This window comes from Paenibacillus anseongensis (assembly GCF_009757995.1).
Classification (GTDB): domain Bacteria; phylum Bacillota; class Bacilli; order Paenibacillales; family NBRC-103111; genus Paenibacillus_E; species Paenibacillus_E chondroitinus.
This window is the reverse complement of the sequence record NZ_WSEM01000020.1, coordinates 513-25,029: the sequence shown is the minus strand read 5'-3', so window position 1 is coordinate 25,029 and position 24,517 is coordinate 513. Positions and strand designations below refer to the sequence as shown.

At 41.3% G+C, this 24,517-nt stretch carries 30 protein-coding genes and 1 other annotated feature; of the genes, 23 read left to right on the top strand and 7 right to left on the bottom strand.

Translation table 11 applies throughout. The features are described 5' to 3' along the window. The first annotated feature begins 147 nt into the window (after window positions 1–147). Entirely contained in the window at window positions 148–777 is a 630-nt protein-coding gene (locus GON05_RS23850; protein ID WP_157322567.1) for a LysE family transporter, read from the top strand. Here GON05_RS23850 and GON05_RS23845 read toward each other — a convergent pair. Next, window positions 692–2,104, bottom strand: a complete 1,413-nt coding sequence (locus tag GON05_RS23845) for an amino acid permease (protein WP_157322565.1) — start codon at window positions 2,102–2,104, stop codon at window positions 692–694. The genes GON05_RS23850 and GON05_RS23845 overlap by 86 nt on opposite strands. A gap of 76 nt (window positions 2,105–2,180) precedes the next feature. Beyond that, window positions 2,181–2,477: a Rieske (2Fe-2S) protein gene (locus GON05_RS23840; RefSeq protein ID WP_127454465.1), complete on the bottom strand. Its 297-nt coding sequence runs from the start codon at window positions 2,475–2,477 to the stop codon at window positions 2,181–2,183. 99 nt (window positions 2,478–2,576) lie between these two features. On the opposite strand from GON05_RS23840, the gene GON05_RS23835 reads away from it, so the two are divergent. Then, window positions 2,577–3,674: a threonine aldolase family protein gene (locus tag GON05_RS23835; RefSeq protein ID WP_157322563.1), complete on the top strand. Its 1,098-nt coding sequence runs from the start codon at window positions 2,577–2,579 to the stop codon at window positions 3,672–3,674. A gap of 91 nt (window positions 3,675–3,765) precedes the next feature. Here the strand turns inward: GON05_RS23835 and GON05_RS23830 are convergent, their stop codons facing one another. Continuing rightward, window positions 3,766–4,533 (bottom strand): YheC/YheD family protein, encoded by a 768-nt coding sequence (locus GON05_RS23830; RefSeq protein WP_157322561.1) that lies wholly within the window; start codon window positions 4,531–4,533, stop codon window positions 3,766–3,768. A 6-nt stretch (window positions 4,534–4,539) separates the two neighbouring features. Then, on the bottom strand, window positions 4,540–5,451 hold the full coding sequence (locus tag GON05_RS23825) for a CapA family protein (RefSeq protein ID WP_246239392.1): 912 nt from the start codon (window positions 5,449–5,451) through the stop codon (window positions 4,540–4,542). A gap of 297 nt (window positions 5,452–5,748) precedes the next feature. On the opposite strand from GON05_RS23825, the gene GON05_RS23820 reads away from it, so the two are divergent. The 5 genes from GON05_RS23820 (at window position 5,749) to GON05_RS23800 (ending at window position 9,918) form a co-directional block, all read left to right on the top strand. Continuing rightward, entirely contained in the window at window positions 5,749–6,435 is a 687-nt protein-coding gene (locus GON05_RS23820; protein WP_181646680.1) for a response regulator transcription factor, read from the top strand. Then, entirely contained in the window at window positions 6,435–7,727 is a 1,293-nt protein-coding gene (locus GON05_RS23815) for a sensor histidine kinase (RefSeq protein ID WP_185157243.1), read from the top strand. Before GON05_RS23820 ends, GON05_RS23815 begins: the two co-directional genes overlap by 1 nt. A 101-nt stretch (window positions 7,728–7,828) precedes the next feature. Continuing rightward, window positions 7,829–8,254 (top strand): FMN-binding protein, encoded by a 426-nt coding sequence (locus GON05_RS23810; protein ID WP_157322555.1) that lies wholly within the window; start codon window positions 7,829–7,831, stop codon window positions 8,252–8,254. Continuing rightward, the gene (locus GON05_RS23805; RefSeq protein ID WP_157322553.1) at window positions 8,254–9,147 is read left to right on the top strand and encodes an FAD:protein FMN transferase; all 894 of its coding nucleotides are present in this window, start codon (window positions 8,254–8,256) and stop codon (window positions 9,145–9,147) included. The genes GON05_RS23810 and GON05_RS23805 overlap by 1 nt, the downstream gene beginning before the upstream one ends. Then, complete coding sequence (locus tag GON05_RS23800) at window positions 9,148–9,918, top strand: RnfABCDGE type electron transport complex subunit D (protein ID WP_157322551.1); 771 nt, start codon at window positions 9,148–9,150, stop codon at window positions 9,916–9,918. A 67-nt stretch (window positions 9,919–9,985) separates the two neighbouring features. On the opposite strand, the gene GON05_RS23795 is transcribed toward GON05_RS23800, so the two are convergent. Then, window positions 9,986–10,453: a ferritin-like domain-containing protein gene (locus GON05_RS23795; RefSeq protein ID WP_157322549.1), complete on the bottom strand. Its 468-nt coding sequence runs from the start codon at window positions 10,451–10,453 to the stop codon at window positions 9,986–9,988. A 220-nt stretch (window positions 10,454–10,673) separates the two neighbouring features. On the opposite strand from GON05_RS23795, the gene GON05_RS23790 reads away from it, so the two are divergent. The 3 genes from GON05_RS23790 (at window position 10,674) to GON05_RS23780 (ending at window position 13,339) form a co-directional block, all read left to right on the top strand. Continuing rightward, window positions 10,674–11,579, top strand: a complete 906-nt coding sequence (locus tag GON05_RS23790) for an ATP-dependent DNA ligase (protein ID WP_157322548.1) — start codon at window positions 10,674–10,676, stop codon at window positions 11,577–11,579. Window positions 11,580–11,691: 112 nt separating this feature from the next. After that, complete coding sequence (locus tag GON05_RS23785; protein WP_157323223.1) at window positions 11,692–11,994, top strand: Dabb family protein; 303 nt, start codon at window positions 11,692–11,694, stop codon at window positions 11,992–11,994. A gap of 217 nt (window positions 11,995–12,211) precedes the next feature. Beyond that, a complete protein-coding gene (locus tag GON05_RS23780) occupies window positions 12,212–13,339 on the top strand; it encodes a peptidoglycan-binding domain-containing protein (RefSeq protein ID WP_309492730.1) in 1,128 nt (375 codons plus the stop codon). 74 nt (window positions 13,340–13,413) lie between these two features. Here the strand turns inward: GON05_RS23780 and GON05_RS23775 are convergent, their stop codons facing one another. Next, on the bottom strand, window positions 13,414–13,818 hold the full coding sequence (locus tag GON05_RS23775) for a helix-turn-helix transcriptional regulator (RefSeq protein WP_127454445.1): 405 nt from the start codon (window positions 13,816–13,818) through the stop codon (window positions 13,414–13,416). Between the two features lie 471 nt (window positions 13,819–14,289). Between GON05_RS23775 and GON05_RS23770 the strand changes: the two genes are divergently transcribed. The 8 genes from GON05_RS23770 (at window position 14,290) to GON05_RS23735 (ending at window position 18,922) form a co-directional block, all read left to right on the top strand. Continuing rightward, a complete protein-coding gene (locus GON05_RS23770) occupies window positions 14,290–14,496 on the top strand; it encodes a helix-turn-helix domain-containing protein (protein ID WP_127454443.1) in 207 nt (68 codons plus the stop codon). Window positions 14,497–14,871: 375 nt separating this feature from the next. Further along, complete coding sequence (locus tag GON05_RS23765; RefSeq protein WP_157322546.1) at window positions 14,872–15,534, top strand: CPBP family intramembrane glutamic endopeptidase; 663 nt, start codon at window positions 14,872–14,874, stop codon at window positions 15,532–15,534. A 24-nt stretch (window positions 15,535–15,558) separates the two neighbouring features. After that, the gene (locus GON05_RS23760) at window positions 15,559–15,759 is read left to right on the top strand and encodes a hypothetical protein (RefSeq protein ID WP_246239390.1); all 201 of its coding nucleotides are present in this window, start codon (window positions 15,559–15,561) and stop codon (window positions 15,757–15,759) included. A gap of 30 nt (window positions 15,760–15,789) precedes the next feature. After that, entirely contained in the window at window positions 15,790–16,467 is a 678-nt protein-coding gene (locus GON05_RS23755; protein ID WP_157322544.1) for an S-layer homology domain-containing protein, read from the top strand. Between the two features lie 169 nt (window positions 16,468–16,636). After that, window positions 16,637–17,164 (top strand): orotate phosphoribosyltransferase, encoded by a 528-nt coding sequence (gene pyrE, locus GON05_RS23750; protein WP_157322542.1) that lies wholly within the window; start codon window positions 16,637–16,639, stop codon window positions 17,162–17,164. A 198-nt stretch (window positions 17,165–17,362) separates the two neighbouring features. Beyond that, a complete protein-coding gene (locus GON05_RS23745) occupies window positions 17,363–17,608 on the top strand; it encodes a hypothetical protein (protein WP_157322540.1) in 246 nt (81 codons plus the stop codon). Between the two features lie 201 nt (window positions 17,609–17,809). After that, complete coding sequence (locus GON05_RS23740; RefSeq protein WP_157322538.1) at window positions 17,810–18,436, top strand: nucleotidyltransferase family protein; 627 nt, start codon at window positions 17,810–17,812, stop codon at window positions 18,434–18,436. Window positions 18,437–18,589: 153 nt separating this feature from the next. Then, the gene (locus GON05_RS23735; RefSeq protein ID WP_157322536.1) at window positions 18,590–18,922 is read left to right on the top strand and encodes a hypothetical protein; all 333 of its coding nucleotides are present in this window, start codon (window positions 18,590–18,592) and stop codon (window positions 18,920–18,922) included. A gap of 202 nt (window positions 18,923–19,124) precedes the next feature. Here the strand turns inward: GON05_RS23735 and GON05_RS23730 are convergent, their stop codons facing one another. Then, window positions 19,125–20,645 carry a hypothetical protein gene (locus GON05_RS23730; protein WP_157322534.1) on the bottom strand — a complete coding sequence of 507 codons (1,521 nt, stop codon included), beginning with the start codon at window positions 20,643–20,645 and terminating at the stop codon, window positions 19,125–19,127. Window positions 20,646–20,974: 329 nt separating this feature from the next. On the opposite strand from GON05_RS23730, the gene GON05_RS40125 reads away from it, so the two are divergent. The 5 genes from GON05_RS40125 to GON05_RS23705 all read left to right on the top strand — a co-directional run bounded on the left by GON05_RS40125 (window position 20,975) and on the right by GON05_RS23705 (window position 24,122). Next, on the top strand, window positions 20,975–21,127 hold the full coding sequence (locus GON05_RS40125; protein WP_157322532.1) for a GNAT family N-acetyltransferase: 153 nt from the start codon (window positions 20,975–20,977) through the stop codon (window positions 21,125–21,127). 193 nt (window positions 21,128–21,320) lie between these two features. After that, window positions 21,321–22,076, top strand: coding sequence for a creatininase family protein (locus tag GON05_RS23720; RefSeq protein WP_157322530.1), 756 nt, complete (start codon window positions 21,321–21,323; stop codon window positions 22,074–22,076). Between the two features lie 94 nt (window positions 22,077–22,170). Then, window positions 22,171–22,380, top strand: a complete 210-nt coding sequence (locus GON05_RS23715; RefSeq protein ID WP_246239389.1) for a hypothetical protein — start codon at window positions 22,171–22,173, stop codon at window positions 22,378–22,380. A 174-nt stretch (window positions 22,381–22,554) separates the two neighbouring features. Then, window positions 22,555–22,776: a binding site (T-box leader), on the top strand. A 41-nt stretch (window positions 22,777–22,817) separates the two neighbouring features. After that, on the top strand, window positions 22,818–23,633 hold the full coding sequence (locus GON05_RS23710; RefSeq protein ID WP_157322528.1) for a class I SAM-dependent methyltransferase: 816 nt from the start codon (window positions 22,818–22,820) through the stop codon (window positions 23,631–23,633). Window positions 23,634–23,705: 72 nt separating this feature from the next. Further along, on the top strand, window positions 23,706–24,122 hold the full coding sequence (locus GON05_RS23705; protein WP_157322526.1) for an HIT family protein: 417 nt from the start codon (window positions 23,706–23,708) through the stop codon (window positions 24,120–24,122). Window positions 24,123–24,517 lie beyond the last annotated feature (395 nt).

Below are 24,517 nucleotides of genomic sequence, written 5' to 3'. Positions count from 1 at the left end.
ACCTTCACTCTACAGCTTTACGCAGCGTGAAGGTCAATGACTTTTTTATTGCCAAAACCTGGTTCAAAGTTATACAAGCCCTATTCCGAGAATAGGATAATACGAGCCGTAAGGCTTGTATGTATAAAGTGCGAATGGGTGATTGAAATGTATGTGATGCTAAGTTTTTTACTTTTGGGGTTGTCGCTTTCCGCACCGATCGGCCCTATTAATGCCGCAATGCTGGATAAAGGCATCAAACGTGGCTTTGTGCATGCATGGATGATCGGCGTAGGCGGCATGCTTGCTGACGTCATCATGATCGTTCTCATTTATTTTGGTCTTGTCCACTTCCTTACAACGCCATTTATGAAGACATTTCTATGGATTTTTGGATGTTTTGTTTTACTCTATACAGGAATCGAAAGCGTCATTGGTGCTGGAAAGTTGAAAACGGAAGGTTATAAATCGGAAGAAACGTTGTCCAAATCCTTTTTTACCGGATTCCTCATGGCCATCAGTTCTCCCTTGTCCATCCTATTTTGGCTGGGCATCTATGGATCGGTGTTAGCTGAAACCATTGCCAAGTATGATAGAAACCATGTGCTGCTGTATACGGGGATCATGTTCGTGGGGATTATCCTGTGGGATCTCATCATGGCTTCGTTAGCCAGCGTATTTCGCAAATTCCTGTCGCCGCGCGGACTGTCGGTCATTTCCGTCGTTTCAGGTTTATCCTTGATTGGTTTTGGAGTGCATTTTGGATTAAAAGCCTTTCATGCCCTGTTTGCTTCCTAGGAAGCTGCTCCTTCCATTTGAAGCTGAGCCCCCAAGTGACAACGCCAATAACCCCAATGAACAAGCAGCTGATCCAGAAGCCAGGTCTGCTCATCGGGTGAAAGGCCGTTCCTGTGGTAGCGGCTAAGATAAGAAACATGCCTATGTATCTTTTGATTTTCCCCCATAAGGATAACTGAAGCAATCGTCCTGAGGAGAGCAGGATGAAGAGCCAATTCATCAGGAGCATGATGCCTGCTGCGGTGGTGATATAGGCGTACAATTTCTCAGGTAGAAATAAGGCCATTAGCACGGCTGCCGTTATTCCGCCAGTTGTAAATCCGATGGCGGGTAACGGCATTTGGCGTTTGCCCTCTGTTCGTTTAGCAAATATAGCGGGAGCATTGTGATCTTGAGCTAGTGAGACAAGAATCGTGGTAACCGCAAACAGGGATGCGACCATGGTTGAAAACCCCGCAATGATTAATATTGCATTGAAGGCATGAGGAACAAACGGGAGTTGGTAGGAACCTAAGGCTACCTGAAAAGGGCTTTCTTTTCCCTGCAGATCGCTCAGAGGGATCAAAGTCAAGGCGAGCGCTAACGAGGCGATATAGATGATGGTTAAAAGAACAATCATCGAGTTCCCGGCTTTTGGGGCCTCTTCAGGCCGCTTAAGCCTGGCAGCCATGATGCCCATGATTTCAATGCCGCCAAACGCATAAAAAGCATAAATGAAGGATGACCAAATACCTACTCCCCCTTTTGGCAGAAAGGCTTGCTTGGTAGTCGGAAACTTTGGCGGGTAGGTCCCTGTAAGGAATCCAAAGACTGCTGCGCCAGCGATAATCACAAACATCACAATGGCGGATACTTTGATAATGGCAAAAATATGCTCAGCACGTTCAAAAACTTTCGTCCCCAGAAGAATAACGCCAAGTCCCAGGAGCGCATAGGCCGTGGCAAAGACCCACATCGGGAACCTAGGGAACCAGAAGCGGGTAAAAAAGGATAGCGCTGTTAACTGACTTCCCATGATTAATAGCTCTGAGCACCAATAGACCCAGCCGCTGCTGAATCCTGCCCAGCGTCCGAAAGCCTTGGCGGCGTAGGTTTGAAACGAGCCTTGCTCGGGTTCCTTGCCCGTCATTTTAGCCAGAACGTCGTAAACAAGATAAGTGCCGAAAGCTGCGAGAATAAACATGAAAAGGACGGAGACCCCTCCCATTTGAATCGCGATGCCGGAGCCGAGGAAATAACCGGTACCTATCGTGCAGGCGACTCCGAGTAAAGTCAACTGCCACCACTTCATTCCCTGGGACTTGCTCGCACTCATCTTGTCGGTCATGCAGCCTCCTAATAGCCGTTCTTTTGATAACAACAGCTGTTATTATAGCTTGACCGCTGGTAAAATATACGTAAGATCATGCCATCTGAGCGAACAGCTGGTTGTCACGAAGGATGACGTTGTAGGAGGCGAGTCTTGCGCTAGGCACATTATGACAACGTCCTGTGTGCACTTCAAACGTCCAACCGTGCAGAGGGCATTCCAGCTCTCCGTCAATCAGATCCACGGTATAGCCGCCATGAGGGCAAACACTTGAGTAAAGGGTGTACTGGTCATCGTCTACCTGCATCAAAAAATATAGATCACGGTCAAGCTCAACCTCCGCAGGAAAAGCAGTAAATTGATCAATGGAACCGATGAGGATTTCCTTCATGTTTGAATCTCCTTTTTCGAAATAGTGTTAGATTGATTATAATCCACTGCCCTTCAGAGACCAAGAGTGAGCCATGACAAACTAAGGAGTACGATACAAATGAACAAAATCAATCCATTATTAGCAGCGTTCCAACAAACTAGCTACCCATTGGGTGGACATGGCAAAAGAAATATTCAAGTTTTGATAGACGCCTTGCAAGATGTTGATGGCCTTACGGATGGAGATACTTACGGGAATGGTAAGTTAATTGAGGATTTTCAAGCAGAAATGGCAACGTTTCTTGGAAAAGAATCGGCCGTCTTTTTCCCAAGTGGAACTATGGCGCAGCAAATTGCTCTACGCATCTGGTGCGACCGGAAAGGGAACAAGAAAGTCGCCTATCACCCGCTCAGCCATCTGGAAATTCACGAGGAAGACGGGTTAAAGGAACTTCATCACATCCAGCCTATTTTACTTGGTGAGAAAGATCGGTTAATTCGTCTGGAGGATGTGCAACAACTTAAAGATGATGTCGCTTGTATCTTGCTGGAACTGCCACAGCGGGAAATCGGCGGGCAGCTTCCGGACTATGAAGAGCTTACACAGATCTCATCTTATTGCCGCAGCCGGGGCATCCACTTACATCTGGACGGGGCTAGACTGTACGAGATTCTTCCTTATTATCAAAAGTCTGCACGCGAAATCTGTGAACTGTTTGATAGTGTGTATATTTCGTTCTACAAAGGGATTGGCGGCATTGCCGGCGCTATTTTAGCGGGAGACGAGACGTTTACGAAAGAGTCTAAAGTGTGGAAAAGGCGTCACGGCGGCGACCTAATCAGTCTGTACCCGTACATCGTTAGTGCAAGTTACTATTTCAAGCAGCGTGTGGATAAAATGGAGCAGTACTACGAGGGGGCCATAGAACTTGCTGCTAGGTATAATCAGGTTCCTGGCATTGTTACGAACCCTGTTCAGCCAGTCACGAATATGTTCCACGTACATATCCAAATGCCAAAAGAGAAAATGGAATCCCTGTTAATCAACTTATATGAGGCAACTGGGGTTGGACTCACACATTATGTAAAAGAGATAAACGAGACATCCTGTTGTTATGAGGTTTCTATCGGTGATCGGTATGCTAGTGTACCGAAGGATGAGCTTGGAAAAGCTTTTGCATGGTTAGAGAGTCAGATGATAGAAAACCGCGTTTAGAACGTTAATGAAATCCCCAAACTGGTAACAGGAGGGGATTTTATGTTGTTTTCAGGCATAAAGCCCCTCTATTGTCCAGAACTGAATTACATCATCTACTTAATTTGGTGAATCTTTCGTATCGTATAATTTTATGAAACATCCGCTTATCGGTAAGGGCATTAAAAATGTATTTATCTGGACGTGTATTGACCTCTATGATCCATGGCTTCATTTCTTTATCAATGCCTATATCTACCCCATATGAACGAAATTTCGGGAAAATGCCACTCATATGTTTACTAATCCTAATGCCTAGCACCTTAAGCGACTCCACATAGGAAACTTGCTCCTTTTTAGACATAAAAGGGGAAAGTAGTTTTTCCACTGGCATCGGCTTACCCCCGCTATGGAAATTGGTCACGACCTTATTAGGTTTCGCTAATCGTCCCACAACTCCGGTTACTTCCCACTTATGGTGTTGGTTTCGCTGTATCATAATGCGCAGATCAAACGGAAGTCCGTGATAGTGGAGTAAGGGGATGCCCTTCTGCACCAAGTAGACTTTCTTCCTTTTGGCATGCTGAAATGCGCGATACGTTCCCTTAAAGGTTGCGAATGAACGGTGCCGCGTGCCGTTCGCCAACCGATATCGGCTATCCGTGCGAGACAACTTAAAAATACCATAGCCTCCGGTGCCATTACTCGGCTTTAGATAAACGGTTCGATATTTTCCCAACATCCCCTCCACGTTTGCTTCGGTTGCAAGAATTGTGGGTGGCAGACTAAGAGCTAATTCCTCATTTGTTAATAAGGCTTTGTATTTGCCTAACTTGTTATTCCAGTAAACCATGCCTTCACCCCAATCATCAGTATTCATACTTTTCTATCGATCCGGTACAACCCGATAAACGTTTTTCTTCCCTACATTTTGTAAAATACGGGTTGGCACACGTGATATTTTCAACACATCCGTGATCCCTTTGGCATTTTTCGTCAAGGTTAACATCAAGATTGTTCCTCGCAGTCTAGCTGTATGCCGAGGAAGTTCGGTGGATACGAAATTTCCTAGAGATGACGCCGCTACCCGATTTCTAGTAAGTCCGTCGATGTCCGTCACCTTAAATAATCTTATCGGATGCAGCACATGGGGATGCGCTCCCAGTACTACATTCACACCATGATGAAACAACACCTGCATGAGCTGGATCTGGTTGCGGTCGGGATAAGTTCGAAATTCTTTCCCGAAATGTAGGCAGGCGATTATAAAATCTGTTCGACTCTTCAAGCTTCGCACGTCCGCTATTATTTTTTTATGGTTTAGCCGGTTGACTAACCAAGGCTCCGGGACTCGAATCCCATTCGTTCCTTTCGTATAAGCCAATATTCCGATTTTAATTCCCTTCACGTTAACAATCAGTTTCCGGCCAGCTTCCTCGGCGGAGCGATACGTGCCCGTATGTCGCAGACCGTGTCGATCGAGGACGTTTAATGTTCGCCTCAAACCAGATCGTTTCCCGTCCATACAATGGTTATTGGCTGTGCCTACTACATCGAAGCCCACGTCCCGGAGCGTAGCAGCGAATTTGTCTGGAGAGTTAAACAACAGTTTTCCGGGTTTTTCGCGGAAATGTTTGCCGGAGAAGGTCGTCTCAAGATTACCTATCGTTAGATCAGATTTTCGCAGATAGGGTTTCACTTTCGAAAAAATAGGGGCGAATCCTCCTTCCCGGGCAGCTGAGGCGATCATCTGCTTCTTCATCAACAAATCCCCGACTGCAGCGATTGTGATTTTCATCAATTCAACCACTCCTTCCTTGATTACACTTTATGCGATAAACAGCCAAATGCTTGTAAGTTAGGCACCCTCGGTTACTTTCGGTTTTGTGCTTTTCATTTCATTTTCAGAAAGATGGGGTATATTACAACGGAGTAGCCACAATCTATGTTTTATGGCAAATTTGGACGAAACTAGCTGCTTTGAAAAAAGGGTTGGTTATGGAACTTCGCATAAAATGTGGACTAGCCTTTGCTGTGTTATTTTTGATTCATGCTTTTTTATAGCGATTAAACTGAGGAAGTTGGTGGCAGGTCTGTGCATATTTTACTGGTTGAAGATGATGTGAAGCTTGGTGAGCTGATTCAATATAAGCTTAAAAAGCAACTGTACCAGGTGGAGTGGGCGTTAGATGCGGAGTATGCAATGGATTTAATGGAAAGAGTCACCTTCGATATTTATATATTGGACTGGATGATTCCACACAAAACCGGTATTGAACTGTGTAAAGAAATCCGATTGAAGAAGAATCGGACGCCTATCCTTATGCTAACGGCACGAGATTCCGTTACTGACCGCGTTCAAGGATTAAATGCCGGTGCAGATGATTACTTGGTGAAGCCATTTGATTTTGAGGAATTGATTGCTCGCCTTCATGCCTTATATCGTAGAAAGGAAACGAACTGGGAAGCGGATACTAAAATATTTGGCGATACACTTGTCATTGACCAGAGTACATTTGAAGTAAGTAGAAACGGGGTTTCGATTCCTCTTTCACGCCGCGAATTTCAATTGTTGTCTTTTATGTCACAGCATCCAAAACAAATATTAAGTAGAGAGCAGTTAAGTGACCGAGTATGGGGCATAGATGCGGAAATTACACTGAATACAGTTGATGCCACCATTAAATTACTGCGTAAGAAGCTGGACGACCCATTTTCAGATAAAATCATACAAAATGTACGTGGACTTGGTTACCGCTTGGCTGTAGAGGGAGGAGAATGATGTTCGAGCGAACAAGAAAGCAACTGACGATATTTTTCGGCAGTATCCTTGGCGTTGTCATCATCCTAATCACTGCTTTTTTTTATCTGCTTCTACAGAAAACACTCCAACACAATGAAATTCAGAAATTAGATGATCTCAAAAATAAAATGGCCCAGCAATGGGAGCATCGCGTAGAGGAACAAGCAAAAGGAATTCGACAAGTGGACCGTAAGAATGTTGAGTGGATATTCCTACTTTCAGATGAACTAATTGTTTGGGTGAGTCCGGATCAGAAAACCCAAATTTCACCTAGTCGTTACACTTCAATGTCCAATCAACTATTAAATTGGTCACAACGATATGAAATGAAACGTGAGAAGGGTGAACGGTTTTATATAGATGAAAGTGGGAAAAGACAGACCTTTCTAGTCAGTTCTCAAATTTTAAATGACGTTGGCGGCGTATATTGGATGGCCATAGACATATCCTCAAATGAAGCGCTTCTACGTACAATCAGGCTAATCCTCATGCTTTCTACCGTTGTTTTATTATCCATTGCAATCTGGTTAGCTTATTTCTTTGCTGGCAAAGCAATGGTCCCTATTAAAAAATCCTATGCTCGCCAGGTTGAGTTCACAACGAACGCATCTCATGAGCTAAGGACACCACTGAGTGTTATTCATTCATCGGTTGAATTATTGGAGGAATGCAAGGACACCTTACCAGAGTTCGAACAGCATATCCTAGATAGTTTGCAGGATGAGGTGAAAAGGATGATCCGACTTGTAGAGTCATTACTAACTTTAGCCCGCAGTGATTCGAAATCACTTCCGATAAAGATGGATAAGATTAATATAGTTCAAGTTTCTCATCAAATGTATCAGGCGATACAGCCGCTGGCACTTGCGAAAGGAATTATTTTAAAGTTGGATGCCCCAGTAATTGAACATGAACTTACATTCATTCACGGAAACCTCGATCAAATCAAGCAGTTAGTTTATATCTTACTTGATAATGCGATTAAGTATACACCACCTGGTGGACAAGTAACGATCACTTATCTCACTTCACAAGACGATAGACCAACTTTACAAATTGCTGATAGTGGAATTGGTATACCCAAGGAAGAACTAGCGCGCATATTTGAACGTTTCTACCGAGTAGACAAAGCACGTTCACGAGAATTGGGTGGCGCTGGATTAGGTCTATCTATTGCCGCGGATATCCTGACCAGTCACAGTGCCTACATTCATGTAACGAGTGAAGAAGGGAAAGGTAGTCTATTCGAAATTGAATTCCAGCCAGAGTGAATTTCAGTTTAATTTCATTTACATCATGTATCATGATTGAAGTAGATGAAAAGTAAAGCAGGATATCACAAGTACTTCTTGTGTAAGTTGGAGGAATGAATATGGCCAAAATGGATAAAAAATGGGTTGTGCTTTGTACGACAGCCATTGGCGTCATATATAGTGTTGGATATATAACGACAGAAACCCAAGCTGTTCTATCTCAACCACAGAAGCAAATTCAAACCAATACTCATACAGTTAACAGCCAGGTCAAAAGCCAATATAAGAGTGGCACCTTCGAGGGAAGTGGCAGTAATCGGCGTGGTTCCATTGGAGTAAAAGTGACCATTACAAATGATAAAATAACCGACGTCGAAATCAGTCACTTTGCCATGCATTATTCCGAAAAAGACGTTGTTGGATTACCAGAAGAAGTCATACAAAAACAAAGCGCTCAAGTACAGAATGTTTCAGGCGCAACGTATAGTACACAAGCTTTTCAAGATGCTATAGAAAATGCACTTACACAAGCGCGGAATGTCTAATGGTTCGTATTTTTAAAAAAACTAAGTTATTTATGGATACGGTCGTTGAAATAAAAGTCGTTAGCTCCCTTTCGGTGACTGAGGTCGAGCCGGTGATTGAGCAAGCATTTGAAGCATTTCGGAATGTGGAACTTGCATGCAGCCGTTTCTCTCCGGATAGTGAATTAATGAAGGCTTCTCAACAGATTAGAACTCATGTTCAGATCAGCTCGTGGTTATTTCAACCATTGAAGTTTGCTTTGGAAGTAGCGGAATGGACCCAGGGGATATTTGACCCAACAATCGGTAAAACAATGGAAGATTATGGATTTAATCAGCATTATTTAACAGGGAAAATTAGCTCGAATCTAGCTTCAGATAAGGCTACTTATCGAGATATCGACTTACGAGAGCAAGATTGCTCGATGTATTTGCATAAACCAATGGTAATTGATTTAGGAGCGGTTGCGAAAGGATTTGCTATCGACATCGCCTCCCGGACGCTGGCTTGTTTTCAGGGCTTCGTTATTAATGCTGGTGGAGATCTTTTTGCTGGTGGGGTAGATGAGATGGGCCAAGCTTGGCGAGTTGGCATTCAACATCCAGTACACAAGGATCATATCATAGAAACCATTGAAGTATCGAACGAATCGGTATGTACATCTGGCGGCTACGAACGTAAAAGCAAAGTCAGTGCAGAGATCCATCATATTATTAACCCGAACAGCAAGCAATCGCCTCATGAGTTGATTAGCTGCAGTATTGTGGCTCCATACGCCATGTTGGCAGATGTCTTCTCAACGGTTATTTGTATATATGGGTTGGATCAAGGCAAAAAAATGATGATTGAAATGGAATTGAAGGGGATTTTGATTACACACAAGCTACATGTGGAAAGAGTTGGAGGGATATAAATGTCTACTCATCCATGGCATAAAAAACCAAAGAGCTATGTTATTATTTGCTTGGTAGCCTTTCTAATCATAGCTGAGGTATTATCTTCAGATTTAAGAGGAAGTTATAATGTCTTGATTGCTCTGATTACAGCAGTAGGGATGGATTGGATCTGTTTTCTGTTAGGTAAAAGAAAAAAATGGCTAGCAGATGGTTCTGTAATAACAGGGATAATTATAGGCTTAATTTTAAGTACAACAACCTCTTGGTATTTGATAGTTATTACTGTAATCATGGCTATTCTATCTAAACACCTTATTGTTTTTAAGAAAAAACCGGTATTTAATCCAGCCGCCTTCGGCCTACTTTTGTCTATTCTCTTTTTTCAAACTGGGCAGAGTTGGTGGGGAGCATTTGGGGATCTACCGGTGTGGACAATTGGATTCCTTTTGGTAGGCGGTTACTTGGTTACAAATCGCGTGAACAAATTCCCACAAGTTTTTTCATTTCTTAGTGCATATTTTTTGTTATTGCTTCTTATGGGGTTCATGCATGTCGGAGAAGTTGCCGATGCATTTCGACCGCCTTTTATAAACGCTTCATTGTTCTTTGCTCTCTTTATGCTGACAGACCCACCAACCTCGCCAGCCTCCAATAAGGATCAAGTAATTTTTGGTGTGCTAAGCGCAATAGTAGGTGTTGGTGTTTATGTTTTTTTTGGTGGCCTAATGTACTTATTTATCGGACTGCTTATTAGTAATGCCTATCAGGTGGCTAGATCGAGGAAATAAAAACCGCCTTCTTAGAAGGCGGTTTTCTTATGGTCGAACCCAAAAGAGCAACTTCGGATAAAATCAATTATTTTGGATTCAATGTGAGCAAATAGTTGTATTTACTTGCATGTTTTTGCTCATCTAATATAATGCCATACAAAGTATCACGATAAATACCAGGAGGGAGACCAAACCATATTAGCCGATATTTCTCAACTGCAGACCACTCACCTTGGATAGCTTGTTTAAATCCTTCAGTATAAGAATGTACTTTCGGGTATAGTTCATTGCTGACACCATAGATCTCCTGTCCAGTAAGATCTTTATAAATACCACGAAACATCTGATTATGTCCTCGTTCATCATCACGTATGGCGGCAATAAGGGCTGACTGTTCAGCAGTTGGTGCAAGCTTAATAAGTTCATCGTAGAACAACTCATCGTTTCGTTCACCCTGTACAGATGATTTCACTAATTCTAAAGCTTGTTGTAAGTTTACATTCCATTTTGGTTGAAATGTGGCACGATATTGATTTGGATATATGCAATACATCTTGATCCTCCAATGATTCTATAATGAGATCATTTTATGTACGAATATTTCTTATTGTTCTAAGTAAATGTAAATAGAATATTCAGAAATCAGTGATCGGAATGCCCGTGTACCGAAGGAAGAACTTACGAAAGCTTTTGCGTGGTTGGAGAGTCAGATGAGAGAAAACCGTGTTTAGATCGTTAATGAAATCCCCAAACTGGTAACAGGAGGGGATTTTATGTTGTTTTCAGCTATCAAACCAATGGCTGTCAGTGCTGGTGGGGAGCCGTTTGACGATCAACACTTTATTTTTGAGCCGAAATGGGATGGCGTTCGAATCCTTATCCATAAGCAGGGAAGCCGCATTGAAGCCTACACGCGGAGCGGGAGAGCGGTCACACACAAATTCCCGGAATTGCAGGATGCGCTAGGTGCGATTAGGACGTCTTCTGCCATTTTGGATTGCGAGGGGATTGTACTGCGTGATGGTATACCTGCGTTTGATGACTTTATGTATCGGGACCGGATCAGTCAATCAGGTAAAATAGCCCGTGCTGTGCATACGCATCCAGTGACTTTTGTTGCTTTTGACCTTTTGTATACGGACAGAGAGCATTTAGATGAGCCTTTAGTGGAGCGGAAAAAGCGTTTATCGGAATCCATTGATGCTACACCGGTACTGATGCCGACGTTGTTTGTGGAGACGCAGGGGAAGGCGCTTTTCGAAATGATGAAAGAACGGCAGATGGAAGGAATCGTGGGCAAGCGGAAGAGCTCGACTTATGTGCCTGCTAGCCGAAGCAGCGAATGGCTTAAGATCAAGGTTGTGAAATCGATTCATGTGGAAATTTTGGGGTATAAAATAGACCCTTTCGAGCTGATCATCGGGCTGAATTTCAGGACGGTGAGGCATAAACCGGTTGGCGTAGTGGCAACGGGTATTACGACGGCGGATAAGGAATTATTTCTTATGCTGGCTGCACCGCTCTGCACGGTAAGAGAGGGCAACACGCAGTGGGTGGAGCCGCGCTTATGCTGCCGCATTGATTATCTGGATCGATCGGATATGCATCAGTTGGAAAAAACGACATTTCGGGGATTTCTTTTAGATATGAGAGCTGAGGATTGTGTTTGGCCGTACTGAGATTTGTTAACAATAACAAGGTTCTTCTTGCAAATTGCAACTTGGTAAAATAAGTATGATAGAATGAAATCTGTGGTAGGAATAACTACAATCAGGAGGTTGAATCTACGTGATGTTTGAACACATGGTTTGTTTTAAATTTAAGGAGACTTTAGCTCCGTCAAAGGAACAGGAATTGATAGCGAAATTGCTGTCGTTCAAAGGCCAGATTCCGGGCATTGTTGAAATTACCGCAGGAGTGAATGAGACGGAAGAAACGGGGAATAGGCAGGGATACACGCTGGGATTGCGGGTGACTTTCCAAGATCGCGAGTTTTTACAGCAATATGGTCCCCATCCTCTTCATCAGGAATTTGTGCAGTCACTCAAAGGTATCCTTGATAATGTGGTTGTGATTGATTACCCTATTAAATAGTGTTGGCGGATTGATAGGAAGGGGCTGGCAGCTTTTGCCGGTCCTTTTTTTGCTTTTGGGAAAACTCCATTGCAGGAAAAAGACCAGTTACCTTAAGGGATTGGAAGACCGTTAGTTTACCCTTATTTCCCATAATAGAAATGAAGTAGCGCACTAGAGAGTTGGGAAAAGTATTACCGCGGTAAAATAATTTTCAACTTAAGGAAGGTGTCTGCTAGTGCAACAATGGAAGGAAAATGACAAGCAAAGAACGAAAATCACTAGGTTTGCGGGAAAATATCTTGGTGTTGCGATACTGTCAGTCATGCTTCTCTTGTATGTGCCAAACCTGGCAGGGGCAGTAGGAAAACCTGCGCATGGTCCTGACGTATATGTTATTCAGGGAATGCTGAAGACACTGGGCAGCTATTCAGGTGAAATTAACGGATACTATGATGATGTGACTGTTAGGGGAGTTAAGTATTTTCAGAAAAAACACGGACTTCCCGTAACTGGCGCGGTCGATAATCGGACCCTCGAATCAATCACATATGCTTATATAAGGGCTAAAGGAGCGGGTCAAGGCGGAACTGGAAGCGGCCAAGGCGGTGGTCATGGTCATGGTGAAGGTAAAGGCTTTGGCGGAGGTGGCAAAGGTCAAGGCGGGGCCGGAGGCGGACAAGGTGGCCAAGGCGGCGGTCAAGGCCAGGGTGAAGGTAGAGGCTTTGGCGAAGGTGGCAAAGGTCAAGGCGGAACCGGAGGCGGACAAGGTGGCCAAGGCGGCGGTCAAGGTCATGGTGAAGGTAGAGGCTTTGGCGGAGGTGGAAAAGGTCAAGGCGGAACCGGAGGCGGACAAGGTGGCCAAGGCGGCGGTCAAGGCCAGGGTGAAGGTAAGGGCTTTGGTGGAGGCGGCAAAGGTCAAGGTGGTGGCCAAGGCCAAGTAGCGCCGACGCCAGCACCGAACGGCAATGGTTTTAAAGCGCCGAATGGCAACGGAGGACAGACACCAATGCCAAATGGCAATGCAGCACCTACGCCAGCACCGAACGGCAATGGTTTTAAAGCGCCGAATGGCAACGGAGGACAGACACCAATGCCAAATGGCAATGCAGCACCTACGCCAGCACCGAACGGCAATGGTTATAAAGCGCCAAATGGTAACGGAGGACAGGCACCAATGCCAAATGGCAATGGAGCGCCGGCACCGAACGGCAATGGCTTTAAAGCGCCGAATGGTAACGGCGGGCAGGCACCAGCACCAAATGGTAACGGTAGTGGGAACGGAAACGGCAGTGGAAATGGAAATGGCACGAATGGCAATGGAAACGGCAACGGTAACGGTAGTCTGTCAGATGATGAAGACTAATAGGGATAAAGTAGAGTAACTATCTGGAAAAGTCTGTTTCATTCTTATAGGATGAAATGGGCTTTTTTAGTTGTTTATCCCTGAGTCGTTTGACCATCCTCAAGTTTTGATTCCTGACGCTGCTTCCAAAATAAAACGGTCAGCATCCGCTCTACCCATTCTTTGTCTTCATCGGTTAAAAGAAAACCATCGAACATCAGCTCATTCTCGCGCAGAAACCTCCGTAAATTCACAGGGTTGCTCTGGAATTTCTCTGTGGAAGGTGATGATTCCAAGTATCCGGCGAGGTCCATAAGCTCAGAATACGACGTGTTGAGTCCTTCGGAGAGTTTCATCAACACTTCCGGAGAAGGGATGCCGCGATTTCCGTTTTCCAACTGGGAGATGTATGCCGCAGAAACGCCAGAACGGTCAGCTAATTCCCGCAGAGTAAAACCTTTTAATTTACGCAAATCTCGTAATTTATCATAAAAATACATGTATTTTCACCCTCGCGATTTGAAAAGTAAACAGTAGTAAACATTTTAATAATATCATGTATACAAAAGTAAGTACACTGAGCGGCGCGTGGGAAATATCCAAGATGAATGTTGTTTAAAGTAAACAATTTTGGTTGCGATAGTTAAATTTTGTGATATAATAGGTACTAGGGGAACAAGATGAGAACAGAAGGAGAGCAGGGATGATATAATCTGGCAAAATAAAGATAGTTACCGGAAAATAAAGTGCGTTACTTGAAAATAAAGTTTGTTAGCGAATGTTAACTTTTGTAAACAATTGGTTTTCGAGGCTAAAGTGAGCGTGAATAATGAGATTAGATACTAATCTACTCTTTTCTTAGCGCATTTAGAATTTTTAATAGGTTTGAGCAAGGACATGAATAATCCGATTTTCAAATGAGACTTATTGGTTTTTTTTAGATATATGTAAAAGGGGAGGAGAGCAGAGATATGAGGATCATGGCTAAGACCGATTCGTTTGTGAAGGCTCGAATAATCAAAGGGTACTCCCAAAGGGAGCTGGCAAAACACTCGGGTTTAAGTCATTCCTATATCAGCTTGCTGGAGAGATCGTTGAAGTCGGTGGGACCTGCAACCGCGAAGAAATTAAGTGATTTGTTGGAGAAGGATTTGGAAGATGTATTTCGGATTTATTAATAGTAGAAATAGTTCAAGACAACAGATTACAACCTCTCATTGAAAAACCTAGATTTAATAGGGCTAATGGGAGGTTTTTATTGTGAATATAAATAAATTTGTGGGGACTATATGAAGTCGGTAAACGAATCCAGAGATTCAGAATAAACACAGAATTGTAACCGATTTTGAATGCAATTCCTTCATAGAGGGTACTTCACATAGCACCGTATTCACGCCGCCATTCAGAAATCCTCGTAGAATCAACAAATCCAATCTATAACTTTATTTTCTTCAGACAGGTACTATACTATGTTAGTACTATGTTTAGCGAACTCTTCCCGTTATGATATCACTATCTGATTTTTGGCAAAATTCTCGGATAGGGAGATTATTATGAACCGCTATGTGATAGGACTAGCCCCATCTGTATTAGTGGCACTTGGAATTCATGTTGGACACAGTGTAATACTTACGTTTGTGCTCTTTTACAGTTGGATAGGTATTATACCGTTTATGGACTACCTTGTATGTCGAAAGAATAGGCTGGCCCGTACGATTGGCGATTGGGGACTTACAGCATCCCTCCGTCAAATGATAGTTGGACTTAGCTTGGGGCTCTTTTTTCTGGTTACTCTCCTAATTGGTGCTTATTATTTGCAAGACATGTTGTTCGATATCGAGCGATTGAGATACTTGTTAGAAGAGTGGAATTTTTCCGGTGACCACTCCGTACTATTGCTACTCATATTGGTACTGCTCAATCCGTTTTTAGAAGAAATCTATTGGCGCGGATACTTATATCACAGGATCGGACAAAGCCTTGGTTCTGTGAAAAATTTGCTTCAGGCTTCTTTTTGGTTTGCCTCTTATCATTTGATCGTCATAATACCGGTATTCAGTTGGCCGCTTAACGCTGTCGCTGTGGTTCCTATTTTTGCAGCAGGTGTAATATGGGGATGGATTCGCCACCGTACGGGTTCGATACTCATTCCGATTATAAGCCATATGTTTGCCGATCTTGGAATTGTGATCATAAATATGCAGTACGTAAAGTAATATCTCTCGAGCAAGCTCGATTTTATGAGCAAAAAATCGGAGGGACTTTTAAGGGTTATGCTAAGTTTCTTACCTTCAACTGGTAATGATTATAAAAAATTAATTGAGTATCATGGTGAGGTATTAGAAACTGTCATTATTGAGGATATCTTCATGCCTGAAATTATTAAGCTTTTAAGTGAGAATAGAAATAATCCCTCTTATTCAAGTAATATGGTAATATAAGGTAAATATCTTGGAGAGGTGTGGATTTTATTGCGGAAAAAATCACTGTTTATCTACTTGTGTATTGTACTCACATTAATCACAGCAAATGCAGAGACTCATACCGCTATTGCGAAAACATCTGCTGATTACAAAGACCTTATCGGCTTGGATGAGAAAACGAAGGCTAAAGTAGACAAATGGTTAAATGAAGGCTTAATTCAGGGGATCTCGGAAGAAAGATTCGGTGTCAATGAAACGATAACCCGTGCTGAGTTCGCGAAGATCGTGGCTCTTTCCGTAGGAATAACAATAAACAATACATTGAAAATTTCTAGTTTCAATGATGTGAGGTCAGATGATCCCGTATATGGAGACAAGCTTTCTTTTATAGAAGCACTTCGCGAATCGGGTATTACTGATGGTATAGAGATCGATCATTTCAATCCTAGTGGGTTGGTCACCAAAGAGCAGTTTGCTGTTTTTTTAATTCGCGCTCAAGGAAAAGATGCAGAGGGTAAACAAACGCAAGCAGGAAGCGATGAAACAGTATCCAATTATGCAAAAGGGTATGTGGCGCTAGCTTTAAAATTGTTTCCATATCTACGTTCTGAAGGATCATTCTATGGTTCGATCCCAATTACTCGTCAAATGGTCCTTCTCGGTTTGGATGACTTAACGGTAAGTTATTGCGGCTGTAGGAACTCCGAAGGTGATCGATTAAGATAATTTTGTTGAATTTGGTAGAGGGTATGATTTCATTACGTTAACGAGGAACCATTGTTGAGGGCATGCTTCGCGGCATCTCCTCTTTTTGCTCATTCAAGTAACGGGCAGATTTGCGTGGTATAATGGCATGGTAAAATATACATATAGCTTACTAACAGGAGGATGCTAAATGGGGAAGTTTGCGCTTGCTAAAGCAATCTATGAAACGGCACACCTAACAGGGGAGTTTAAACTGCGTTCTGGTCAAGTTTCAAATCAATACTTTGATAAATATTTATTCGAATCAAACCCAGCTCTGTTAAATCAAATTGCAGAGCAATTATCAGAGTTGATTCCTGAAGGAATTGAAGTACTGGCTGGTCTAGAAATGGGGGGCATCCCCATTGCAACTGCACTTTCACTTAAAACAGGAATTCCTGTTGTCTTCGTACGAAAAAAAGGTAAAGAATATGGTACTTGCAAGCTTGCCGAAGGTATGAATATTTTAGGGAAAAGAGTGTGTATTATCGAGGACGTTGTTACCACTGGTGGTCAAATACTGTTAAGTGCAGCTGATCTAAAGGAAGTCGGTGCAATTGTACAAAATGTGCTCTGTGTCATTGAACGTGATCAAAAGGGAAGAGATAATCTCGAAGAAACTGGACTAGAGTTTAATTCTTTATTCAAGATGGATGATCTACTCGAAAGTGTAAAATAAACAACGAATAAATCGGTGCCTCTAAGAGGTGGCACAGATTTTATTGAAACAAAAAAGGCCGTTTCCGCACGAAGACTTTAGGCAGTTAGAATTTTATTTTGAAGGAAAATTTAAAAAGTATGCACCTAATGAAATCATAAATGCTGACTTCAATACTCATATTATGTTTGTTTATGGGCTATCCTCAGGGGGAATTATTTGGATAATTATTGGAATTATAGAGTTGTTAAAAAAAATTGGAAAAATGGGCTTGTTTCTTATGATGTTTGCGAAGTTTATTATGAAAATGACAAACCCACATCATGGATTTGGGGTAAAAATGTACTTAGTGGTGAGAGCAAAGTGGGCTTAGAATTGACGTTAGATTCAGTTCAGAAAGCTTTTACAAAGCCAGTGCTTGAAATCATTGGAGATGATGAGGAATTAGTTGAAATAGAGGAGTAATAGGGTACGGTAATATTGAACTTTTTTGCACTAACGAAAGAACTATAGCTCAAGAATGACACCGCGGCTGCCGGCATGAATCGGTAGTCTAGTTAAATCCGTAGATATTCAATGGAATGAAGGAAAAAAGTGGTGACTCCCAGAATGATATCTTAATAATTCATATTAACTTTTTGAGTGTCTTGTTATGAGGTGAATTAGGTGACTAAGTGGGAAAGAGCGTTATCAAAGGTATGTGAATGTTTAGAATCAAGATCAAATTTAGAATGGTTATTAGTTGGTTCGGTCGGATCCGTTTTGCAGGGATGTGAGATGTCGCCAGGTGATGTAGATATTTATGTAAAAAATAAAGAAGAAGTAGAACAAATTGCAGACTTATTTAAAGAGTTCTCGCTAGTGTCTAAATGTGAGCCTCCTCATGGGGAAAAATGGTTATCATCATTAGAAGAACCAACATTTACCCAAACCTTTGGCTCAGGATTCACATGGACAAAGGGTTGCTGGTTAATAGAAGATTTCAAAGTTGAAATTGTTCAAATTTCCAATTCTGCTGGTATACCAGATTCGTTAGATGGAGAGGGGATTTGGGAAGGTGGGCAATTCGTATGGAGTCATTCTAGGGAAATATACTTTGGAAAGCACATAATTCGTACGGTGCCTTTAGAAATACAGTTAGAATCGAATTTAAGACGAAAAAGAACTGATAGGATACAATCTATTTTGGCATCATTTAAAAAATATGGTTACGATAATAAATTAATTCAAATTGCATTATCAAAAGAGAATTTAATTTATTTTTACAATGAAATGGATATAATCATTAACTAATCGAAAAACGTTTGTTTAATAATAAACTAGGACTGTATCAAGACGTAGAACGTAACTGCAGAGATACGAGGGCAACCGAGCAGATTGCTCGGTTGCCTTTTCCGCAATAAATGGCAGGATTTTGGAAGTAGGAAATAAAAAGAGGTGCAGTTTATGAATAAACCATATGAAATTCAACCAATAAGATTATTGGGAGGATGGATGGTAGAATTTAATAACTTTTATGAATGCGAACCTGATAATTGTGATGATTTTGCTGCATATTTTGTTGAAGGCTTATTACAAATTACCAATAACGAATATAATCTTGTTCTCGACTTGGGTTGGTATCCAAATAGTGATAAGAACGGTACATATGAACTATTTTTAATTAAAGATTATAATTGGGAAAACCCATTAGAATATTTTCAAAGTAGGAATACAAAAGAAATTGTAGATAAAATTGAGTATTGGACAAACTATGGATTTTTTCAAAAATATCTATAATGGATGTTCCGTTATTACCAGACTTTTAAATTTATATTGTTAAGTTAAAGGTGAAAGTTGGTTAAATAAACTACAAAGTGAGGCTGACGATGTCTTAGTCAATAAGCAGGACTATGCAGGCAACTCGCATAATCCGTGCTGCCTGCATAGATAATTGGTTTAAGCTTTATTTCACAATAAAAGTACATACAGTAATTGAATTTTATCTGTTCAGAAGTTCACGATCAGTCCAAGTTTTGTAACGATCCTTTGTCCAGTTGGTGATGGTGTTGCTGTAATGGTTAATTGTATATACATCTCCAAGTTTATCTTTATATAAGTATAGTTCTTCTTGATCATCAGGTGCTCCAGATAGCCTGCGTAAATGAAAGTTCGTGTCCACTTCATAGATGCCATTTTGTATCACTTCAGCCGATTGAACGATAGAGGGGGCAATTTCTCCAAGGCTGCCTTCTTTATTCGGTATTCCATAGAGACGAACGAGCATTTTTCCTCCTTCATTAACTACACTATTACTTGAGCTTGTTAAACCCAATGGGGAAACATCTTGTTGATTTAGAACTGTGTTCGCCACTCGAATGTTACCATTTAGATCCATCACAGCGATTCTGCCGGAACCTGGATAGTAGCCTTTTCTAGCCGCTCTCCGTTCGCTTGCAATCCATACGGATCCGTCCGCATTTTTTTGAACAAACTGTGGTAGGAAGGGGAAGTCAGTCACTGCCTGCGTTTGACCATCAATAATTGAAAATAACTGAAAGCGGCTATTCGGAGGAGGACCGATAACAGCAATGGGAAAATAGGAATAGATGGCAATGAGCTGCCTTCTATCATCGATTGGATACAAAGTTCCCTCAATTCGAAGTGTCGTGTCTCCTAATATGTGCTGTTCTTCTTCCTTTAGCTGACCCAATGGATGGCCTTTGTAATATAGTTTACCTTCTTGGTTTTCAATCTCGATGCTAGTTCCTTTCATACCTTTTGCTATAGGCATTTCATTTTCGGCTAACTTGTCTTCAATATTTTTCGCCTTCACGTCATCGAGCCATACTGGAGATTCCTTTAAGGATTTTGACACTTTTATCATCTTGCTGGGAGCATCTACGGAATATCCTGCTCTAATGTAAAGCGCTTCATCATCGTCATCAACTATTTGTGTCATAACCATATCCTGCCCACTCCAAATAGAAAGACCCTCTACAGTAGTCCACTTCAAGTCTATCATCAATTGTGTATGGGCAAATTTCCAGGTTAGTGGTAGATAGGTGACATCGCGAAACTCCAGAAAGGGGAACAGTTCATCTTCATTTTTAATATGCTCGCCCCAAATTTGGATTGGATACTGACTGACTTGGGCTGTGTAAGTAATATTTGTGGATTGATTAAATGTAAGTTCTTGCGTGTATGGCTGTTTCTCTAATGCTTTTTTCATCCAATAGGGGGAGGTACAACAGCTTCTGTAAACGGTTAAACCATTAGATTCGCTCCAGTCAGAGTCAAGTTCAAGTTCCTGTAATGTATCCCAATTAAGCGGAGCGTAAGTAATATCTTTATAAACGATAAAAGGAAAACGGCTTTTTTTATTATCAACAAGCTGCCCATTAACTTTAATGGGAAAGTTAGCAATATGAATTTTCACAGCACCATTGTCAGCTTGTGCAGTGCTCGGTAACAGATAGATACCAATCAAAGCAACTAGTCCAAATAAAATCCTTTTTTTCATACAAATACACATCCTTATAAAAATCTAATTATTTTGAAAGGAGCGGGATTGCCTAGAATAGGGAATCAGAGCGCACAGATTGAATAATTTTGTAAGCAGTGGTGAGTCTTTGTTTTCTGATTAGAATTGATTATTTATCCATTCTTCAAAGCAATTGTTATCGCTAATTGGGGCTATTGAAAATGAAATACCTAGCCGAAATTATAAAAGCAATTTTTAAAAAATAAAACTTCAAATATAAATGATCTCAACCAAAACACCTCCACGTATTAAGGACATATACTTCAGACGATAACATGTGGAAAAAGTTTCTTTGATATTACAAATAATTGAAAACAACAAAACGTTTAAATGGCTGTGAAAAAGAAGCCGCTGATTCTAATCACCGTGGTAAGAATATTGGACAGCTACTCTTACAACATGTCGAGGAATATTATAGGTCAAAAAATTGTCATTGGATTGTGCTTCTAAGCAACCTGTGAAAGAGCTCATCAGTTCTTCGAACGAGAAGGATATTACGGCATCCGGCACATGATCTGTTGCCTCAGTCTATTAAAGTAACGAGAGATGAAGTTAATACCAAGTCGTACGTAAGTTTTTATATAAACATTCTCTAGTGCTTAATTGATGGTACAATTTACTGGTACAGCAATTATCTTCTTAAGGAGTGCAAGAATGCTAAATTTTAAAAACACGACATTGGAAATTTCAAATAGTGGTATTGATACAGCTGTTCTATCCGTTGGGGCTACGGAACAATTCGGACCGTACTTGCCTATGCATTTAGATACGCTTATAGCTGAGTTATATGCGACCGCATATGGAAACGAATTGAATGCTTATGTGTTGCCTACAATCCCTTTTAATACCTCCGAAGAACATGCCAATTTCAAGGGAACAGTTACTGTAAGTCCCAACATCTTAACAGCTATGTTGGAGGATATTGTTTGCAACCTGATAAGACAAGGATTTAGAAAATTCTTGGTCTGCACCGGACATGGCGGTTCTTACTGGGAGGGGGCATTTGTTAAACATATCAATTACAAATACCCGGAAATTATTGTGATTTCCGCAAATCACAATAGTCATCTTGCGTGGAATGAGGCAGTTGAAGCAGCCGGTTTGAAAGGCTTAAATGAAATGCATGGTGGTCTATTGTCCGTTTGTACGGCTATGTGGCTTTGTCCTGAACTAGTTAAATCTCACTCTATGGGTTCAGAAATACCTTCAGAGAACCGTCTTTATGCTGATTATTTAGGATGGGATAAGCTTACCAAGGATGGTTGTTGGGGAAAGTATGATGTAGGGATCTATTCACAAGAAGAATTAGCGGATAAGGGCAAGATTTTTTGGATCACCTTTATTCAAAAGAGGACTGAAGGTCTTAAACGAATCCTTGAAGAAGGATTCCGTCGAAAAACTCAAGGTTGATTAACTTAATGAAAGAACGTTAGTTTATAGAGGAGAACTTCTAGTGTACATATGTGTAGTGTGCGGATGGGATCAATTAGAAATGCCTCAGTATATGGAAAATGGACTTCCTATGTTTAACATCTGCGATTGCTGTGGGTTCCAGGCGGGTTTTGATGATGACGCTAAAAATGAACCAGAATCAATTGAACAATACAGGAAGAGATGGGTTGACTATGGTTCTAATTGGTTCAGTAGTAAGCCATCAAAACCACAGGGCTGGAATTTGGAAGAGCAACTTAAAAAAATTGGAGTTGATCTATAGTTTAATTTCAGTTAATAAATTGGTTGTTGAACTAACGCAGAACGAAAGTTTGTCACAACACGACAGCAGCCGGCAAACGCTCCCTGTCTTCGGTATTTGATCGATGGTTAAATATTAGATTGACAGGAATTATTTGGGATTATATACTGGCGTAATAATTCAAAATTATATATTTCAAACGCAATGATTGGGATTATTAAGGAATATCTATTGCCCAGAGAACTGTCGCCTGGTGCGAGACAGTGTATAGGTACCCCAACTCACCCATAAGCGGTTAGACTGAAGTTAGTAAGTCTTAACGGGTAACCTCCGTAATCTGGTCCTAAGGATTTGTGATAAATCTTGTTGCAAATCAAAAAGAGTGGTACCGCGAAGGTAAAACCTATCGCCTCTTTGAGGCGATAGGTTTTTTGTGTTTAAAAAAGGAGGGAATAAATATGAAAAATGTTATTGAGTATTATTCAAGTTTTGATGAGTGGGGAAGGTTAGATAGAGAACCACTCGAATTCACTATTAATTGGCATTATATAAAGAAATACTTGCCGAATTCTGGCTCTATCTTAGATAATGGCGCGGGACCAGGAAAATACTCGTTTGAATTAGCAAGACAAGGATATAACGTGACCCTCTCTGATATCACACCTAAATTAGTCGAGATGGCAAAAGAAAAGGCAGATGAGCTGGGATTAACTGAGAAATTTAGCGGGTTCCATTCGTTGAATGCTACTAATTTAAAGGAAATTTCAAATGAAAATTTCGATGCTTCTCTTATGTTAGGCCCCTTGTATCATTTGCAGAACGAAAATGATCGAATAGCTGCTGTTAGGGAATTGCATCGTGTGACAAAGAATAACGGTATCGTTTTTGTAGCTTTCCAAAGTCGAATGAGGATGTTACTTACTTCCTTGCTCTTCCCGACATTTTGGAAACCAAATGATAATATAGATACCATTAATAAATTCATAGATGAAGGAATTTTTAATCACACTGATCAAGGTCGTTTTACAGGCGCATATTATTACAATATTGAAGATATCAAACCATTCATGGAGAACCATGGGTTCGAAACGATTGACTTAATTGGTTCTTCAAATCTCGGTGCATTAATAAACAACGAACAGAAACAATATTGGACCGACCAAGGTGAAAAAGAAAAGTTAATTGAACTACTTATAAGAATAGCCGGGGATCCATCAGTATTAGGAGTATCATCTCATTTACTTTACATAGGCAGAAAGAAATTAAAAGTATAAGCTAATTTTAAAAAACAAAGAACGATAGATAAATTAAGGTAGCCGACGAATAATTTGAAGGAGGTGATGTGCATGTCTTGCTTCATTTGTGACAAACATAACGGAATTTCTAACCAACCACCTGGTGGGTATATTTATGAAGATGAGCACTGGATGGTTTGCCATTTTCCTACTGAGCAATCAGTTCTAGGACAATTATTGATAGAATCAAAACGACATTTCCTGGATTTCTCTGAAATGACTGATGAAGAGGCTAGAACGTATGGATATCTGGTTAAGAAACTCTATTCAATCTTGAAAGAGATCACTGGTGCGGAACGGGTATATTCTCTTGTAACGATCGATGGAGTTCCACATTTCCACGCACATTTCATCCCGCGAATGGGTCAAAGTGCAACCAAAGGTATTAAATTTATTACACAGGAAAAGTCATGTGAAGTAAGAGATGCCACCGAATTAGTAAAAAAGCTAATTGCGAAGTTTAACTAATTCCTCGTGTGTATTTAACGGTGAACTATAGTTTAGCGATATAGGAGCAGTTGCCGCTACGGCAATTGCTCTTTTTCATGTACGCCCAGCATGGGCGTCATCTCTAGGGTGAAAGTCCCGAACGGGGGCTGGCGAACGCCTACCGTTAGCCAAGAGCAAGGGTGTCCATCGCGAGGTGGAATCCGAAGGAAGTTGGAGGCAAATGCACGAGCCAAGGTACACGAACTGGGTTAGAGGCAGGGTTAGTCGGATGAGCCACCATGTCATGGCGAAATCCGAAGTCGCCAAAGGCTAACTCTGTAAACCCCAGTGGTTGCGGGCAGAAAGATGACGTTCTTATCTGTGGAGGCCTGCGGAAAAAAAAAAAAAGCGAAGTAACTTCGTAACCACAACTG